Below are 16,911 nucleotides of genomic sequence, written 5' to 3' on the forward strand. Positions count from 1 at the left end.
ATGGCTGGCTATTTCGATGACATCGCGGCAATCACCTATAACCCGGAAAGCGACGGGCTGGCCTATCGCCACTACAATCCCGATGAAATGATCATGGGCAAGCGGATGGAGGACCACCTGCGCTTTGCCGTTTGCTACTGGCATAATTTTGTGTGGGAGGGGAACGACCCCTTTGGCGGCCAGACGTTCCAGCGCCCGTGGTTCCCCGCCGATACCATGGATCTGGCGCGTATGAAGGCCGATGCCGCCTTTGACATGTTCCGCATCCTTGGCGTGCCGTATTACTGTTTTCATGACCACGATATCCGGCCAGAGGGCGACAGCCTCGCCGAAAGCCACAAACGCCTCAACGCCATGGGCGATGTGCTGGAACAGAAGATGGCCGATGGTGGCCCCAAACTTCTGTGGGGGACCGCCAATATGTTCTCCAATCGCCGCTATATGTCTGGCGCCAGCACCAACCCGGATCCTGATGTCTTTGCCTATTGCGCCTCCACCGTGCGCGCCTGCATGGATCTGACCCATCGTCTGGGTGGTGAGAACTACGTGCTCTGGGGTGGGCGCGAGGGATATGAAACCCTGCTCAACACCGATCTCTCGCGTGAGCTGGAGCAGATGGGCCGCTTCCTGTCGATGGTGGTCGACTACAAACACAAGATCGGCTTCCAAGGCGCGATCCTGATTGAACCCAAACCGCAGGAGCCGACCAAGCACCAATATGACTATGATGTCGCCACTGTTTATGGCTTCCTCAAACGCTTTGGTCTTGAGGAGGAGGTGAAGGTCAATATCGAACAGGGCCATGCGATCCTGGCCGGGCACAGCTTTGAACATGAGATCGCCATGGCCAATGCGCTGGGGATCTTTGGCTCCATCGACATGAACCGCAATGACTATCAGTCTGGCTGGGACACCGATCAGTTTCCCAACAATGTGCCGGAGGTGGCGCTGGCCTATTACGAAATCCTGCGCGGTGGCGGGCTGACGACTGGCGGCACCAATTTCGACGCCAAACTGCGCCGTCAGTCACTGGATGCCGAGGATCTGATCGCCGCCCATGTGGGCGCAATGGATGTCTGCGCACGCGGCCTGCGTGCCGCTGCGGCCATGCTGGAAAGCGACAGTCTCGAGGCCAAGCGCCGGGATCGTTATGCCGGTTGGAACAGCACCGAGGCGCAGGCCTATCTGGCGGAGGGGGCCACGCTGGACGCCATCGCCGATCAGGCTGAGGCCAAGGCGCTTAATCCGCAGCCGGTTTCTGGCCGTCAGGAACAGCTGGAGGCACTGGTCAACCGCTTCGTCTAAGGCGGCAGAGCGGGCAGCACCAAACGGGAGAGGGGACAGATATGTATCTTGGCATTGATCTAGGCACATCGGGGCTGCGCGCCTTGCTGACGGATGACACCGGCAGGCCCGTTGCCTCGGCAGAGGCCCAGTATGATGTGCAGACCCCCCATCCCGGTTGGTTGGAGCAGGATCCAAGCCACTGGATCACCGCGCTGGATCAGGCGATGGCGCAGTTGCAGGGCAGTCCCGGATACAGCGATATTCGCGGGATTGCGGTCGCAGGTCACATGCATGGTGCGGTGTTGCTGGATAGCGGCGATCAGGTGCTGCGGCCTTGCATCCTGTGGAATGACACCCGTTCGGCGGCAGAGGCGGCAGAACTGGATGCCACAGCGCAGGTCCGTGATCTCAGCGGCAATATCGTCTTCCCCGGTTTCACTGCGCCAAAGCTCCTGTGGGTGCAGCGCCATGAGCCGGAGATCTTTGCCAGAACCGCCAAGGTTCTTCTGCCTGCGGCTTACCTCAACCTGCATCTGACCGGGCGGCATGTCGCGGATATGTCCGACAGTGCCGGCACGTCCTGGCTGGATGTCGGCGCGCGGGACTGGTCCGATCATCTGCTGGAGGCCGGACAGATGCGGCGCGATCAGATGCCGGATCTGGTCGAGGGCTGCGCGGCGGCGGGTCGCTTGCGTCCTGAACTGGCCTCTCGCTGGGGGCTGACCGGGCCTGTTACAATTGCAGGGGGCGCAGGTGACAATGCCGCTGCGGCCTGCGGCACCGGCGTGATGACCGCGGGGCAGGGGTTTGTCTCGCTTGGCACCTCTGGTGTGGTGCTGACGGCGCGCGACGGGTTTCACCCCGATCCGGCCACGGCTGTGCATACCTTCTGCCATGCAATCCCGGAGCGCTGGTATCAGATGGGTGTTATGCTGTCGGCGACCGATTGCCTGAATTGGCTGGGCCGTATCACCGGGCGCAGCCCTGCCGATCTGACGGCAGGCCTTGGCGATCAGCTGCGGCCACCGGGGGAGGTGACATTCATGCCCTATCTCTCAGGTGAGCGGACGCCGCATAACTCGGCCAACCTGCGTGGCGGGTTTGACGGGCTGTCCATCGCCACCACGGCTGAGGATCTGGCGCGCGCAGTGATGGAAGGGGTCTCTTACGGTCTGCGGGACTGTCTGGAGGCGTTGCGCAAGACCGGTGCGCAACTTGACAGTTGCCAGGTGATCGGCGGCGGCAGCAAATCCGCCTATTGGGTCAAGCTGCTGGCCACGATTCTCAACCTGCCGCTGCAATTGCCCAAGGATGGGGAATTTGGCGCGGCCCTTGGCGCGGCCCGGCTGGCGCGACTGGCCGTCACCGGCGAGGACCCGGCCGAAGTGTTGACCGCACCGGAGCGTGCGATGACCGTTCCGCCTGATCCGCAGCTGCGCGACAGCTATGAGGCAGGCTATGCCGCGTTTCGAAAACGCGGGGCAAAGTTGACCCTGCGGTAGCTTTGCGGATGGCGCGAAACGTGCCGTGGGCCGCGAATCGGATCCTTTGGCGCGGTTCACGACAAGTTGCCTTAAATTTTCCATATTGTTGCGCGTCGCGGGACAACCTCAGGTCCATCCTGACGGGCTGCGCAAACCGTCCGAGGTGATCTGTCGGAACAGCTGGCGCTCAATTGTTCGCATTGACGCAACAACGGGCGGTGGTTTGGAGGCCCGCGTGGCGGATTTGGGCCGGATCAGGGCCAACGCAACCTTCGCGCGGAAACAATCACGCCCGCGCACGCCTCAGAGACCAGCATGTCCCGCTTGGGGCTGGTCGGCGACGGGATGCTGATTAAGATTTTGTTCTTTTTTGGGCGCAGGGGGCTGCGTAGGATACCTTTAATGCTGCCACAGAATGCGTGGCGCTCTCTTCTACGCCGTGCCGACAGATGCGGTTCGATTTAATGACACCAAAGCAGGCCATGGCCGGTTGCACGAGGTTTGCGACCGGTGGAGGCGGCTTTGGAACGGAGACTGCAACGTGCCCTGCTTCACGCCCGGAACAACCATTGCAACCCCCTATGGGGCCTGCGCCGTCGAGGATCTGAGCGTCGGCGACCGGGTGATGACCCGCGACAATGGTCTGCAGCCCATTCGCTGGATCGGGCAGCGGCAGCTGGACCGCGCGGCCTTGCAGGGGGCGGCGCATTTGCAGCCGGTTCTGGTTGCGGAGGGGGCGCTTGGCAATGGAATGCCGGAGCGGGATCTGCTGCTCAGCCCCAACCACCGCGTGCTGATCACCAATGACAAGACGGCCTTCTATTTTGAGGGCCGCGAAATTCTGGTCGCGGCGAAACATTTGACCGGATTGTCTGGGGTGGATGCGGTGGAGACGTCGTCTATCGATTACATCCATTTTGTCTGTGCGGGCCATGAGGTGGTTTGTGCGGACGGGGCGTGGATCGAATGTTTTCAGCCGGCCGATCAATCCCAGCGCGGATTGGACCGGGCCCAGCGGGAAGAGGTGCTGATGCTGTTTCCCGAGTTGCAGGCGCAGCCATCCGCCATGGCAACATCAGCGGTTGGATCTCCGCGCGGTGGCAAAGACGGGGTGCAGTGGTTCATCCACTGAGGCGGATCTTGTTATTCTGTTGACGCTGACTTGCGGGCCTGACGCCAGGCGGCCCAGGCCTCTGGCGTGTCCAGATCGGTGAGCGCATGGGACGCGGGCAAGGGGACCGGGCGGATGATCTCCCCCTGATGCTGTGCCGCCTTTAGGATTGCGCGCGCGCCCTGATCGCCGGTCAGCTGGCTGAGTGCGGTGAAGTATCGGCGCGGGAACACCACCGGGTGACCAAATGTCCCGTCGGCACCGGTGGCGCGCAGGATCTGATCCGGGGTGCTGCTGGCCTGCGCCACCACCCGCGCGAGGTCTTTGGCCGTCAGCTCCGGCATATCCGCAGGTAGGATCATCACCGCATCATACTCCCGGGAGCGCGCGCCGATGCCTGCGCGGATGGAGGCGGCCATGCCCTCCTCTGCGTCTGGCACATAGACAGGTCTGGCCCCTTGGCAGTGGTCGCGGATCACTGCGGCGCGGGGGTGGTCGGGGGTTGGCAGGGTGACATAGGTCGTCGCTGCGCTCTGCGTTGCCGCTGCGCAGATCCGGGCCAGAAGCGGGGTGCCGTCAACCGGCTCCAGCAGCTTGTCGCGCCCCCGCATCCGGGAAGATCTTCCCGCAGCGAGGATGAGAGCGGCGATGGCGGTCATATCTGTCGCCTCCCCGGCGTTTGCTTGGGCTGTTGGATGCCTTCGGCGGGGATATTTTGAGCCAGAAGCGGGGGCGGGTCCAGCAAAAGCGGCGATAATAGGTCAGAGAGGCTGACGGGATGTTTCGCGTGCGAAACATTGGGGCCGATATATGCCCTAAGTGTTGCGTGCTATCAGCAGCTCGGCGCGCGCGGGGCGCGCAACAGGGGGTGAGGTGGGTCAGCTCATCTGACCCACCTATGATATTAGCCGCGCATGCGGGCGCCATCGGCGTCAAACAGCGGTGTGGTGATCAGCCGTGCGGCGCGCAGTTCGCCGAGGATTTCGATTTCCACCTCCAGCCCGTCCTGCGCCAGATCGCGGGGGATCAGGGCGAAGGCGATGGATTTCTGCGCGTGATGGGAATAGCCGCCGGAGGTGCAGAAGCCGACCACAGCGCCATCGTGCCAGATGGGTTCATAGGCGGTGACATCGGCGTCCTCGGCCGCCACCTCAAAGGCGCAGAGCTTGCGGGCGGGGCCTGCGTCGCGCTCGGCCTCCGCTGCGGCACGACCGATGAAATCGACATCTTTCTTGAAGGAGATGAAGCGATCCAAGCCGGTTTCCGCAGCGGTGTAATCGGGCGAAAACTCACTGAGCCAGGAGCCGAAGAACTTGTCGAGCCTGAGTGACATCATCGCGCGCATGCCAAAGGGTTTCATGCCGTGCGGCTGGCCTGCGGTCCAGAGCGCATCCCAGAGCGCGCGTTGCGAGGGCAGGTCGCAGTAGATTTCATAGCCCAGATCGCCGGTATAGCTGACCCGCTGCACAATGCAGTCGGCCATGCCCACGGTCATGCGGCGCACATCCATGAAACGCAGGTCGGAGATATCCTGACGGGTGCAGGCCTGCAGCACCTCACGTGCTTTGGGGCCTGCGATCTGGAAGCCGTTGCAGGTGTCAGAGATGTTTTCAAGGCTGACGCCGTCGTCCAGGTTCTGCAGGAACCAGCGCATGTGGTAGGCCTGCGAGCCGTAAGAGGCGGTGAGCTGGAACTCTTCTTCGCTGAGGCAGGAGATGGTGAAATCACCGATCAGCCGGCCCTTGGGGGACAGCATCGGGGTCAGCGACAGGCGGCCCGGCTGTGGCACCCGGCCGGCCATGATGCGGTCGAGCCATTGGCGGGCACCCGCACCCTTGACCAGGTATTTGCCGAAGTTATGGACCTCATTGATGCCGACGGCCTCACGCACCGCCTTAACCTCGCGCGCGGTGGCGTCAAAGGCGTTGGAGCGGCGGAAGGAGGGGGTCTCGTAGCGCGGCTCGTCGCCTTCCGCGAAGTAGTTCGGGACTTCAATGCCGTATTGCGCACCCCAGACCGCGCCCATGCCATCGAAGATGTCGTACATCGGCGTGGTGCGGAACGGGCGGGCCGCGGGCAGCTCCTCGTTCGGGTAGGCGATGGAGAAGCGTTTCTGGTAGTTTTCAATCACCTTAGGTCGCGTGTAGCCCGGCGTGATCCAGTCGCCAAAGCGGGCGGTGTCCATCGCAAAGGTGTCGCGCTCGCATTCGCCCTCCACCATCCATTGCGCCAGCATCAACCCGACGCCGCCGCCCTGACTGAAGCCGGCCATGACGGCGCAGGCGGACCAGTAGTTGCGCATGCCGGGAACCGGGCCGACCAGCGGGTTGCCGTCGGGGGCAAAAGTGAAGGGGCCATGGATCACCGATTTGACGCCTGCGCGTTCCAGCGCCGGGAAGCGGTTGTAAGCAAAGGCGATGCTGTCCTCGATCTTGTCGAAATCATCGGGGAGAAGTTCATGGCCGAACTCCCATGGGGTGCCATCCACGGCCCAGGGTTTGCAGGGCTGTTCGTAGAACCCGATGCAGAGGCCGCGACCCTCTTGCCTGAGGTAGCTTTCACCGGCCGGATCCATCACATGCGGATGCTCGCCGCCTGCATCGATGATCCCGGCGATTTCCGGTACCTCATCGGTGACGATATACTGGTGTTCCATCGGGTGCAGGGGGAAGTAGACGCCCGCCATGGCGCCCACCTCGCGCGCCCAGAGCCCGCCGGCGTTGACGATGTGTTCGGCATGGATTGTGCCCTTGTCGGTGACCACATCCCAGGTGCCATCGGGGCGTTGGTTGGTCTCCACCACCTTGCAGTGGGTTTCAATGGTGGCGCCACCCATGCGCGCGGCCTTGGCATAGGCGTGGGTTGTGCCGGAGGGATCGAGGTGACCGTCGAGCGGGTCGTACAATCCGCCGACAATGCCGTCGATATTGGTCACGGGGGCGATCTTCTTGATTTCCTCGGGCGAGACGATTTCCGTCTCCAGCCCCATGAAGCGGTGTTTGGCGCGCTCCGCCTTCAGCATATCGAACCGTTCCTGGGTTTCAGCCAGGGTGACGCCGCCGACGTGGTGGAGGCCACAGGACATGCCGGTGATCTCTTCCAGCTCTTTGTATAGCTTGATGGTGTAGCCCTGCAGCGCGGCCATATTGGTGTCGCCATTGAGGGTGTGGAAGCCGCCTGCCGCGTGCCAGGTGGAGCCGGACGTGAGTTCGGAGCGTTCCAGCAGCATCACATCGGACCAGCCCAGCTTGGTCAGGTGATAGAGCACCGAGCAACCCACAACGCCGCCGCCGATCACTGCTACCCGTGTTGTCGTCTTCATCTTGTCATCCCTCACTGGCTATCTCGCTTCATTCTGGACAGATGTGTTCAGTAGTCCAGTGAAATTGCGACACGCAGGGTCGGGAATGGGCGCTCTGGCGGTGAATTCGCGTTGGGGATGGGCAAATACGACAGGGCCGCCGCCCGGCGGGGCAGCGGCCTTTGATCTTTCCGGCGCTGAGGCAGGATCAGTGCAGCGGGCGGATTTTCAGCTCGGTGACGCGGTTGCCCTCGCGGGCGGTGACCTCAAAGCGGAAGTTGTGAAACGAGAACACCTGTCCGACAATGGGGATGGTCTGGGCCTCATGGATGACCAGGCCGGCAATCGTATTGGCCTCATCATCGGGCAGTGACCAGTCGGTGGCACGGTTGAGGTCGCGGATGGTGGTGGCGCCATCAACGAGGTAGTTGCCATCGCTGGTCTTGGTGACGACGGTTTCCTCATCCGGGTCGAATTCATCGGTGATCTCGCCGACGATTTCTTCAAGAATGTCCTCCAGTGTGATCAGCCCCTGCAGGGTGCCGTATTCATCCACAACCAGCGCAAAATGGGTGCGGGCGCGCAGGAACTGGCGCATCTGATCATCCAGCGTGGTGGTTTCCGGCACGAAATACGGCGGCTTGGTCACGCTGGTGATGTTGAAGTTGCGCAGCAGGGAGGCATCGCCATCGGGGCCGCCGATCTGGGCATACATCTCACGCAGGAGATCCTTGGCATGGAGCACGCCGATGATGTTCTCCGGCTCATCCTTGAACACCGGCAGGCGGGTGTGGGGCGAGGTCAGACATTGTTCGAGGATCTTCTGCGGGTCCAGATTGGCATCGACCATTTCGATGTTGGAGCGGTGCAGCATGATTTCCTCAACAAAGCGGTCGGAGAGATCAAGCGCGCCGAGGATGCGGTCGCGGTCTTCCTTCTCGACCACGCCTTCGGAGTGGCCCAGATGCAGGGCGCCGGCGATTTCCTCGCGCACGGCCATGATGTGGCTGTCGGGGTCAATCCGCACCCCGAACAGACGCAGGACGCCGCGCACCAGCAGGCGGACGGCCCCCACCACCGGGGCCAGTACAGTCACCAGAATGCCAATCGGAGGGGCGACCGCGGCGGCGGCTTTCTCGGCGTTGGAGATCGCGTAGGTCTTGGGCAGAACTTCGGCAAAGATCAGCACCAGAAGGGTCATCACCAGCGTCGCCAGCGCCACACCGCTTTCGCCGAGGGCACGGGTGAACAGCGCGGTGGCGAGCGAGGTGGCGAGGATATTGACCAGGTTGTTGCCCAGAAGGATCGAGCCAATCAGCCGTTCGCTGTCCTCGGTGATGGCAAGCGCGCGTTTGGCGCCGTTGGAGCCCTTGTCGGCCTGGCTGCGCAGCTTGCCGCGCGAGGCAGCGGTGAGCGCGGTTTCAGAGCCGGAAAAGCAACCGGAGAGCACCAGCAGGAAGACAATCGCGCCGGCGGTGGTCCAGAAGGTGGAATCGACAAAGGTCGTGGTGCTGTCCATCAGAGTCCCGAAAGAAATGTTGAGATCCCCATGGTTATGGGGTGCCTGCCGCGCTGTCGCAAGGGGGAGGTGCCGAGCTGTCGCACCTTGGGGCGATTATTGGGGATGATTAGTCTGTCGCGTCGTCGTCGCCCGGCTGCGGGGGGGTGTCTGATCCGGTGTCTTTGCGCGCCAGCGGGTGATGTTCCAGCACCAATTCACTCAGGCGGGCGTCCAGCACATGGGTGTAGATCTCCGTCGTGGCAATATCAGCGTGGCCCAGCAGCGCCTGAATGGCCCGCAGATCAGCGCCATTGGTCAGCAGATGCGTGGCAAAGGCGTGGCGCAGGGTGTGGGGCGAGACAGCCTCGGGCGGGAGGCCGCCAGTGACGGCAAACTCCTTGATCAGCAGATAAAAGCGGTGCCGGGTCAGGTGGCCGGATTTGCCACGCGAGGGAAACAGGAAGCGCGAAGGGGCGGCGCCTTTGGCCACGGCGGCCTCCTCAGCGGCATCGCGCGTGGTGAGCCAGGCGGCCAGCGCGTCGCGGGCGGGGGGAGAGAGCGGCACCATCCGTTCCTTGCCGCCCTTGCCCAGCACCAGCAACATGCGCGGATCACCCCGTGCGGCGGCGACGGGCAGACCGACCAGTTCGCTCACGCGCATACCGGTGGCATAAAGCAGCTCCATCAGGCAGGTGTTGCGCAGCCGGTCGGCGGTGCTGCGCCCGGATTGGCGCGCCGCATCCAGAAGCCGGTCCACCTCGATCACTTCCAGCGTTTTGGGCAGCGCCTTTTTGCGGCCCGGTCCCTTGATCTGGATGGCAGGGTTGTCGCTGCGCCAGCCCTCGTCGAAGGCGAAACGGTAGATCTGTTTGATTGCGGAGAGACGACGGGCGCGGGTGGCGCGGGCCAGCCCTTCGGCGTCGCAGGCGATCAGATAGGCCTCGATATCTTCGCGGGAGGCGCTGCCAAAGGCGCGGTTTTTATGCGCAAGCCAACTGGCCACATCCTTCAGGTCGCGACCATAGGCCAGCAGCGTGTTGCGCGCCGCACCAAGATCGGCGGCCTGCGCATCCAGAAAGGTGGCGATCCATTGCAGATCATCCTGCGGGGCGTTGGCTGGCTGGGCGATGGGTGGGGTCATGGCTGGGGGTGTTTCATGTCATGCCGGGGACCGTCAACGGTGGTCCAGCAACAACAGCTGAAGCGCGGCGCGGCGGGCGGTGTCCTCCAGCCCGACAGCGCGGAAGGTGGCCAGTGCATCGGTCAGATCGCCAAGATTGCCGTCCGCGCCTTGTGCAAAGAGCTGCATCGCGCGCAGGATCGACTCACCCAGCTGGCCGTTGTCGAGCAGCCGTTGCAATTTGCGCGGCGCGGCACTATCGGCAGCAAAGGCGGCGGCGATGGCCTGTTCGACACCGTTCCGGGCCAACTCCTGCGTGGGCACCCCCTGCGCCACGGCGGCAACAAAGGCGCTGCGTCCCTGCGACGGGGGCGGACTGTGAGAGGCGGTTTCATAGGTTGGGGCGAGCAGGCGAATGCGCCAGGCCAGATTGGCCGCCTGACCCTCCAGCGGGATGCGCGCCAGCTGATCGGCAAAGAGATCGGCAAAGGCGGTTTCGATCTGCGCTGCTTGCATGGCGCGCCAGACTTTGGGCAGGGTTTTGCTCACCGCCTCGGCGCTGCCGGTTTCCAGTGCGGTTTCAAAGCGTTGTAGTGCTGCAACCCGATCCCAGATACCGCCGGAGGCCGCGGGGCTGCGTTCGGTATAAAGACCGAGCAGGTGATTGGGGTTCAGCGCACCGATCCGGGTCAGCCGTTCCGCCGCCTCAAGCTGGGCCTTCCAGCCGGCGATGTCGCGCAGATCCGCCGCCGCAAAGGCGCGCGGCAGGTTGCTGGTGGGACGACGTTCTCCGATGGTTTCATAGAGGCGGAAGGTCAGCGGGTCCGGGGATTTCGGCGCGCGCAGCGGCGGTGCATCCTCAAACACATCGGGGTTCAGGAACCGGTCGAGTAGGTCGAGCTGGCGGCTGTCCACCAGCTCCAGCGCGTGGGCGGCCTCCAGCAGCAGCGCGGCGGTGGGCCAATCGCCAAGCCGGGCGGCACAGAAGATCCGGGCGGCATAATCCGGCGCCAGATGCGGCCGATCCTGCAGCGCGCTGCAGGCCTGCTGCTCGTCGCCGGTCAAGAGGGTGGCGTCAAACCAGCGTTTGAATCGTGCCTTGCTGCGGGTGGGCCCCGCCTGTTCGGCCAGTGCCTGTGCAGGGTCCGGCGCGCCCAGATCCATCAGCCGGTCCAGCCGTGCCAGCAACAGGGTTTCGCCGCCCTCAACCGGTGGGCGGGTCTCCGACAGCAGCAAGGTGAACATCAGCGACTGCATCGCCGGGGATTTGCGCACGGGAACGGAGGCCAGCAGCGTGGCGAGCGCCTCGGCGTTGCTGCCGCGCCAGAGATCGACGGGCAGGCCGGTGGAGGCTGGTTTGACCAGGCCGATGGGCGCCACAAGGCTGGCCAGCGGGGTGACGGTCACCTCCGGGCGGCGGGCGGAACCTGCGACGGGTGGTTCCAGCAGGACGGTGCCCGGCAGCCCTGCATCAGGCGCCGGTGTGGCCAGCCAGTCGATGGCGGCGAGCGGGTCGTCGGGCTTGGCTGTACCGCTGCCCGCGCGGGGGGTGCCGCGGCTGGTCGCCGTGCCGGGCGGGCCGGATTGCGCCACAGGTGAGGCCGCAGGAGCGGCTGGCGTCTGGGCGGTGGCCGCCGCAGCAAACCCGGACGTCGCGACGCCAAGCCCCAGCGCCAGCAGGTGGTTCATCAGATGATTGGGCCGGGGGGCTGCGCTGGCAGAGGTGCTGCGCGCAAGCAGAGCCGCCGGAGCTGCCCGAGCCGACTCACCACGCCGCTGTCTAGTCGGCATTCAGAACCACCGGTTTGCGGGCCTCTGCGGTGGGGGCGTCGAAATCCGCCCCGAACCACGGTCCCACATAGGCATAGATCACCAGACCGATCGCTGCCAGAACAACTAAATAAAGGAAGTATTTGATCAATCGCCCCATGGGTGTCCGCTCACTGCTTCTTTGGCTTTTGTGCAAGTTATATATGGCCTTTTTAGCAATATCACGTCATTCACTGAAGAATGAGCGAAAAAGAGCAAACACTCAGTGGCGCGGGTGACCGCCGGGTGCCCGGTGCGCTGAAAAAAACCATCGTGATGGTGGGCATGATGGGGGCAGGGAAGACGGCGGTGGGCCGTGCCCTGGCGGCCCGTCTGAAGGCCCCGTTTCTGGACAGTGACCATGAAATCGAGGCCGCGGCCAACCGCACGATTCCCGAAATCTTTGCCCGCGATGGCGAGCCGTTCTTTCGACAGAAGGAGCGTCAGGTGATCCGGCGGTTGCTGGATGAGGAACGCGGTGTGCTGTCTACAGGCGGCGGCGCGTTTCTGGCGGCGGAAAACCGTCAGATCATCTCGGAGCGCGGTGTTGCGATCTGGCTGAATGCCGACCTTGAGGTGCTGTGGAACCGGGTGAAACATCGCGACACCCGGCCGCTGCTGCGCACTGAGGATCCCCATGCGACGCTGTCGGCGCTTTATCATGAGCGGGTGCCCTATTATGCGCAGGCGGATCTGACGGTGCAGTCGGATGGGCAGGCGTCGATTGATGAAATGGTAAACCGGGTTGTCGAGGCGCTGCGCGCCCGCCCGGATGTGCTTGAGTGGGTGTGACGGAGTGGGTGTGATGGAGCAGGCAATGCTGGAACGCAGCGTGCATGTGGCGCTGGGAGCGCGCGCATATGATGTGGTGATCGGGCCGGATCTGCTGGCAGATGCGGGCGCACGCCTGAAACCGATGCTGCGCCGTCCAAAGGTGGCGGTGCTGACCGATGAAACCGTGGCGGCGCATCACCTTGAGGGGTTGCGCGCAGGCCTGGCGACCGCCGGGATCGAGATGGCGGCGCTGGCGCTGCCGCCGGGGGAGAGCACCAAGGCCTGGCCGCAGTTCAGCCGCGCGGTGGAATGGCTGCTGGCGCAGAAAGTGGAGCGCGGCGATATTGTCATCGCCTTTGGCGGTGGTGTGATTGGCGATCTTGCAGGCTTTGCGGCGGCAGTGCTGCGGCGCGGGGTGCGGTTTGTGCAGATCCCGACGTCGCTGCTGGCGCAGGTGGACAGCTCGGTCGGCGGCAAGACCGGCATCAATGCGCCGCAGGGCAAGAACCTGATCGGCGCCTTTCACCAGCCCTCGCTGGTGCTGGCGGATACAGCGCTGCTGGGTACGCTGACCCCGCGCGATTTTCTGGCCGGCTATGGCGAAGTGGTGAAATACGGGCTGCTTGGCGATGCGGAGTTCTTTGACTGGCTGGAGGCGCAAGGCCCGGCACTGGCGGCGGGTGACATGGCAGCGCGGGTCGAGGCGGTGACACGCTCGGTGCAGATGAAGGCCGATATTGTCGTGCGCGATGAGACCGAGCAGGGCGACCGCGCGCTGCTGAACCTTGGCCATACCTTCTGCCATGCGCTGGAGGCGGCAACGGGCTATAGCGACCGGCTGTTGCATGGCGAAGGGGTCGCGATTGGCTGTGCGCTGGCGTTTGAGCTGTCGGCGCGGCTGGGGCTGTGCAGCCAGGAGGATCCCAGCCGGGTGCGGGCCCATCTGAAGGCGATGGGCATGAAGACCGATCTTGCGGATATTCCAGGCGAACTGCCGGATGCCGAGGCGCTGCTGGCGCTGATGGGGCAGGACAAGAAGGTGGTTGACGGTCAGCTGCGCTTTATCCTCGCACGCGGCATCGGTCAGGCCTTTGTCACCGGGGATGTACCGCAAGCGGCGGTGCTGGATGTACTGCGGGACGCTTTGGCTGTGAAATAGTCGCTTACCCCGTAGCGGTTCCCACAGTCTGAGAAAACGACAGGACCAAGATCTGCCAAGGCGTGCACTTTATTGACCGTCACATGACAAAAGCCCCCGCAGAGCGCGAGGGCTTTTGTCGTTTGTCGTGATCGGGGAGAGAGGAGCTCAGGCCACCCAGGATTCGTCGTCCGGTGTGTCGAAACTGCCCTCATTGGAAACATCCGATGCGCCGTCGCCGGTGGCCTGCATCTGTGCCGCCATCTCAGCATCGTGCGCCATCTCTTCCGGTGTCGAGGAGGTGGCGGGACCGTCCAGCTGGAAGGCGCCGATCATGGTGTTCAACTCACGCGCCTGCTGGAACAGCTGGGTGGCGGAGGCGGTGGTTTCCTCGGTCATGGCGGCATTGGTCTGGGTCATCTGCTCCATCTCGCCGACGGCGTGATTGACTTCGCTCAGCTGTGAGGACTGGGCATCCAACCCCCTGGCGATGGAGACGATCAGCTCGGAAATCGCGCTCACCTGCGTGCTGACATCGGCCATTGCCGTTCCGGCGGAGCCAACAAGGGTGGAGCCCGTATTGACCTGAGACGAACTGCGGGCGGTGATCTCGTCGATCTGCGACACCGCATCGGAGCAACGCTGCGCCAGGCGCTGCACTTCGCTGGCGACAACGGCAAAGCCACGTCCGGCTTCTCCAGCGCGGGCGGCCTCAACCCCGGCGTTGAGCGCAAGGAGATTGGTCTGGAAGGCGATATCCTCGATCACCTTGGTGATCTGGGAGATCTCATCCGAGGAGGCTCGGATCTCCTCCATTGCGGTCACGGTTTTCTGCACGATGTCTTCGCAATCGTTGACCTTGTCCTGGGTGGTGCCTGCGATGGTTTCGGCATCTTTGGCGTTGCGGGCGGATTCGCCGACACTGGTGGTGATTTCGTTCATCGCTTGGGTCGACCGCTCCAGTGCAGCGGCTTGCGATTCCGTTCGGCGGGACAGGTCATCCATATTCGCCGCGATGGTCTGGCTGTCATCCCCGACCGTGAGCGCAGTGCTGCGCACCGTGCCCATGGCATCCTCAAGCGATTGGGCCAGATCATTAAAATCGATCTGAAGCTTCTTGAATTCCTCAGGAAAGTTATCGTCCAGACGATAGACCAGAACTTTATTGCTAAGCTGATTCAGCGCCGTGGCGATGGCGTCGGAGACCTGTTTCTGCTCGGCCATCGCGCGATTGAGCTGCTCATCAGCCTCTCGCTTCTCGACCGCGTATCCACGTAGGATTTCAGCCTGACGGGCGATGCTGCCGACCTCATCCCGGCGCGATTTACCGGAGATATCTTCATCCAGTTCACCAGCGCTGATCCGCTCCAGGGCGGAGGTGACCATGCGCACGCCGCCGGCGATGTCCCGGGCTATCAAGGTAGCGCTGAGGCCAATGAACACAAGCACCAGCAAAAGGCCGACCAGCGCCGAGTAGAAGGCATTTTTGTTGTAGGTGTCAAAAGTTTGGAAGTCGGCCAGAAGTTCTCTGCGGATCTCGGATTCGACGTCTACGACAACCTCGATCGCCGCGGTTGCGAGCTTGACCCATTGCTGCGCGGTTAGAGTTTCCGGCGCATTGTTGTCGATAGCGGCCGCCCGGATCCTGTCGAAGCTCTGATAAACCTCGCCTTCTGCGCGGTCGTCGAAGAGATGCGCGCTTTTGCTGTCTGAAAGCTCGTGGAACACCCGCATTCTCTCTTTTGATTGCAGATACGATACAGTCATCCGGGAGCGCAGCATGTCGCTCCAACCGTGTGCAAAGCCCTCTGCACCGATCGTGCGCTGGATCCCATAGGCGTCTTTAGCCATCTGAAAATAGGTGAAGGCCATCGCGCGTTCCGCCAGTTCGGTATCGGGTACCAGCACCTCGAACGCCAGAGCAGTTTCCAGCAGATGTATGTTCACCTCGGTGTAGAAATCGATCATTTCGGGCGCGCTGATGCTGCGGTTTTCGATCTGGGTGCGGATGCCGTCCAAGGCTTCCAATTCATCGTGGGCGAGTTCGACGAAGCCGCGGGTGTTTTCGTGCAGCTGTGACAGATCCGCAGATTCGATTACCTCAAGCATATGGAGGCGCAGATCCTGCGCTTTTTGCCGCTGTTCGGTTAGTGTCTGTGGTACGGCAGAAGAGTCACCGGTCAGAAATGTCGCCGATAGCCCCCGCTCCAGCTGCAGATTATGGACGAGATCTCCAACCGTCAGCATGATGTCCCGCGTTAGTGATGTATCAAAGCTGGCGCGCTTATTGAGCGAGTATAAAACCGCCCCGGACATCCCGACAATGATTAGGAGGGGCAACCCTATCATGGTCAGTATTTTGGTACGGATGGATATTTTTTGTAACAGGCGGGTGATCATACTCTGCGCTCCGGCGTAACGTTAATACTGCACAAATTGTAGTGTTTGAGACCCTAATAGAATGTGTATTTGAAACGCTTTGGAGCAGTTCAAATAAAAGATACATGCAAAATACCCGTATTTTTAAGGCAGGTGACGTCGCTGAAAACGCAAGGTCGTTCCTTTTTAAAATTCAGAGGTTTACACTAAAAAAGTGCAGGCCTGGTCGAGGCCTGCACTTTTTTGGTGTGTTTGTATCAGGGCGTTGCCGCCCGGATGAAGAGGTGATTCGTCCTTAGAACGGGATCTCGTCATCGTCGATGTTGTGTGACGCGCCACCCTGGTTGCCGCCGCCAAAGCCACCGCCCTGATTGCCGCCACCCTGACCGCTGTCGTAGCCACCACCGCCACCACCATAGCCGCCGCCGCTGCCACCACCGTAGCCGCCACCGCCGCCGCCCTGACCGCCGTCATTGCGCCCATCGAGCATGGTCAGCGTGCCGCCGATGCCCTGCAGGACGACCTCGGTCGAATAGCGGTCCTGGCCGCTCTGGTCCTGCCATTTACGGGTCTGCAACTGGCCTTCGATATAGACCTTGGATCCTTTGCGCAGGTACTGCTCTGCCACGCGGACCAGACCTTCGGAGAAGATGGCGACCGAATGCCATTCGGTTTTCTCGCGCCGCTCGCCGGTGTTGCGGTCTTTCCAGGTTTCCGAGGTGGCGATCCGCAGGTTGCAGACCTTGCCGCCGTTCTGGAAACTGCGCACTTCGGGATCACGGCCGAGGTTGCCGATCAGGATTACTTTGTTGACTGAGCCTGCCATGGGTCTGTCCTCTTGGTCTGGTCGTTCGAAGCCGCGAAAATCAGCCAAAGCCAGGTGGTCTTCCCTTCCAGCTCAGCGGTTTCAGCGGACCCCGTCGGGGTATGAATTCTGTCCGGTCCGAATCTGGTCGCGCCGGGTTGGCGGCCACAGTACCGCCCAAGGTCGCCACATGAAAGTCGGC

Annotated in this window: 13 protein-coding genes; 5 read left to right on the forward strand and 8 right to left on the reverse strand. The window is 62.7% G+C overall.

Annotation, left to right across the window (positions count from 1 at the left end; genetic code table 11):
* The 3 genes from xylA to OO25_RS02700 all read left to right on the forward strand — a co-directional run bounded on the left by xylA (position 1) and on the right by OO25_RS02700 (position 3,903).
* Positions 1–1,305, forward strand: coding sequence for a xylose isomerase (gene xylA / locus OO25_RS02690; RefSeq protein ID WP_040178347.1), 1,305 nt, complete (start codon positions 1–3; stop codon positions 1,303–1,305).
* Between the two features lie 41 nt (positions 1,306–1,346).
* Positions 1,347–2,789, forward strand: a complete 1,443-nt coding sequence (gene xylB, locus OO25_RS02695) for a xylulokinase (protein WP_040178350.1) — start codon at positions 1,347–1,349, stop codon at positions 2,787–2,789.
* Positions 2,790–3,186: 397 nt separating this feature from the next.
* The gene (locus OO25_RS02700; RefSeq protein ID WP_242406968.1) at positions 3,187–3,903 is read left to right on the forward strand and encodes a Hint domain-containing protein; all 717 of its coding nucleotides are present in this window, start codon (positions 3,187–3,189) and stop codon (positions 3,901–3,903) included.
* Between the two features lie 11 nt (positions 3,904–3,914).
* On the opposite strand, the gene OO25_RS02705 is transcribed toward OO25_RS02700, so the two are convergent.
* From OO25_RS02705 to OO25_RS22915, 6 genes are all read right to left on the reverse strand, one after another.
* The gene (locus OO25_RS02705; protein WP_040178351.1) at positions 3,915–4,541 is read right to left on the reverse strand and encodes an NTP transferase domain-containing protein; all 627 of its coding nucleotides are present in this window, start codon (positions 4,539–4,541) and stop codon (positions 3,915–3,917) included.
* Positions 4,542–4,786: 245 nt separating this feature from the next.
* On the reverse strand, positions 4,787–7,204 hold the full coding sequence (locus OO25_RS02710) for an FAD-dependent oxidoreductase (protein WP_040178352.1): 2,418 nt from the start codon (positions 7,202–7,204) through the stop codon (positions 4,787–4,789).
* 187 nt (positions 7,205–7,391) lie between these two features.
* Positions 7,392–8,702, reverse strand: a complete 1,311-nt coding sequence (locus OO25_RS02715) for an HlyC/CorC family transporter (RefSeq protein WP_040168899.1) — start codon at positions 8,700–8,702, stop codon at positions 7,392–7,394.
* 109 nt (positions 8,703–8,811) lie between these two features.
* The gene (locus tag OO25_RS02720; protein ID WP_040178355.1) at positions 8,812–9,825 is read right to left on the reverse strand and encodes a site-specific tyrosine recombinase XerD; all 1,014 of its coding nucleotides are present in this window, start codon (positions 9,823–9,825) and stop codon (positions 8,812–8,814) included.
* A 33-nt stretch (positions 9,826–9,858) separates the two neighbouring features.
* Positions 9,859–11,595, reverse strand: a complete 1,737-nt coding sequence (locus OO25_RS02725) for a hypothetical protein (RefSeq protein ID WP_139044745.1) — start codon at positions 11,593–11,595, stop codon at positions 9,859–9,861.
* On the reverse strand, positions 11,585–11,734 hold the full coding sequence (locus tag OO25_RS22915; protein ID WP_175304794.1) for a hypothetical protein: 150 nt from the start codon (positions 11,732–11,734) through the stop codon (positions 11,585–11,587). The genes OO25_RS02725 and OO25_RS22915 overlap by 11 nt, the downstream gene beginning before the upstream one ends.
* Positions 11,735–11,814: 80 nt before the next feature.
* Here OO25_RS22915 and OO25_RS02730 point away from each other — a divergent pair, with 80 nt between their 5' ends.
* Complete coding sequence (locus OO25_RS02730) at positions 11,815–12,405, forward strand: shikimate kinase (protein ID WP_040178356.1); 591 nt, start codon at positions 11,815–11,817, stop codon at positions 12,403–12,405.
* A 28-nt stretch (positions 12,406–12,433) separates the two neighbouring features.
* Positions 12,434–13,546, forward strand: a complete 1,113-nt coding sequence (gene aroB / locus OO25_RS02735) for a 3-dehydroquinate synthase (protein ID WP_040178722.1) — start codon at positions 12,434–12,436, stop codon at positions 13,544–13,546.
* 147 nt (positions 13,547–13,693) lie between these two features.
* Here aroB and OO25_RS02740 read toward each other — a convergent pair whose 3' ends face one another.
* A complete protein-coding gene (locus OO25_RS02740) occupies positions 13,694–15,772 on the reverse strand; it encodes a methyl-accepting chemotaxis protein (protein ID WP_242406969.1) in 2,079 nt (692 codons plus the stop codon).
* Positions 15,773–16,199: 427 nt separating this feature from the next.
* Positions 16,200–16,730 (reverse strand): single-stranded DNA-binding protein, encoded by a 531-nt coding sequence (gene ssb, locus OO25_RS02745; RefSeq protein ID WP_040168907.1) that lies wholly within the window; start codon positions 16,728–16,730, stop codon positions 16,200–16,202.
* Positions 16,731–16,911: the final 181 nt, after the last annotated feature.

Origin of the sequence: Phaeobacter sp. S60, from assembly GCF_000826845.1 — a bacterium.
Taxonomy (GTDB): Bacteria; Pseudomonadota; Alphaproteobacteria; order Rhodobacterales; family Rhodobacteraceae; genus Phaeobacter; species Phaeobacter piscinae.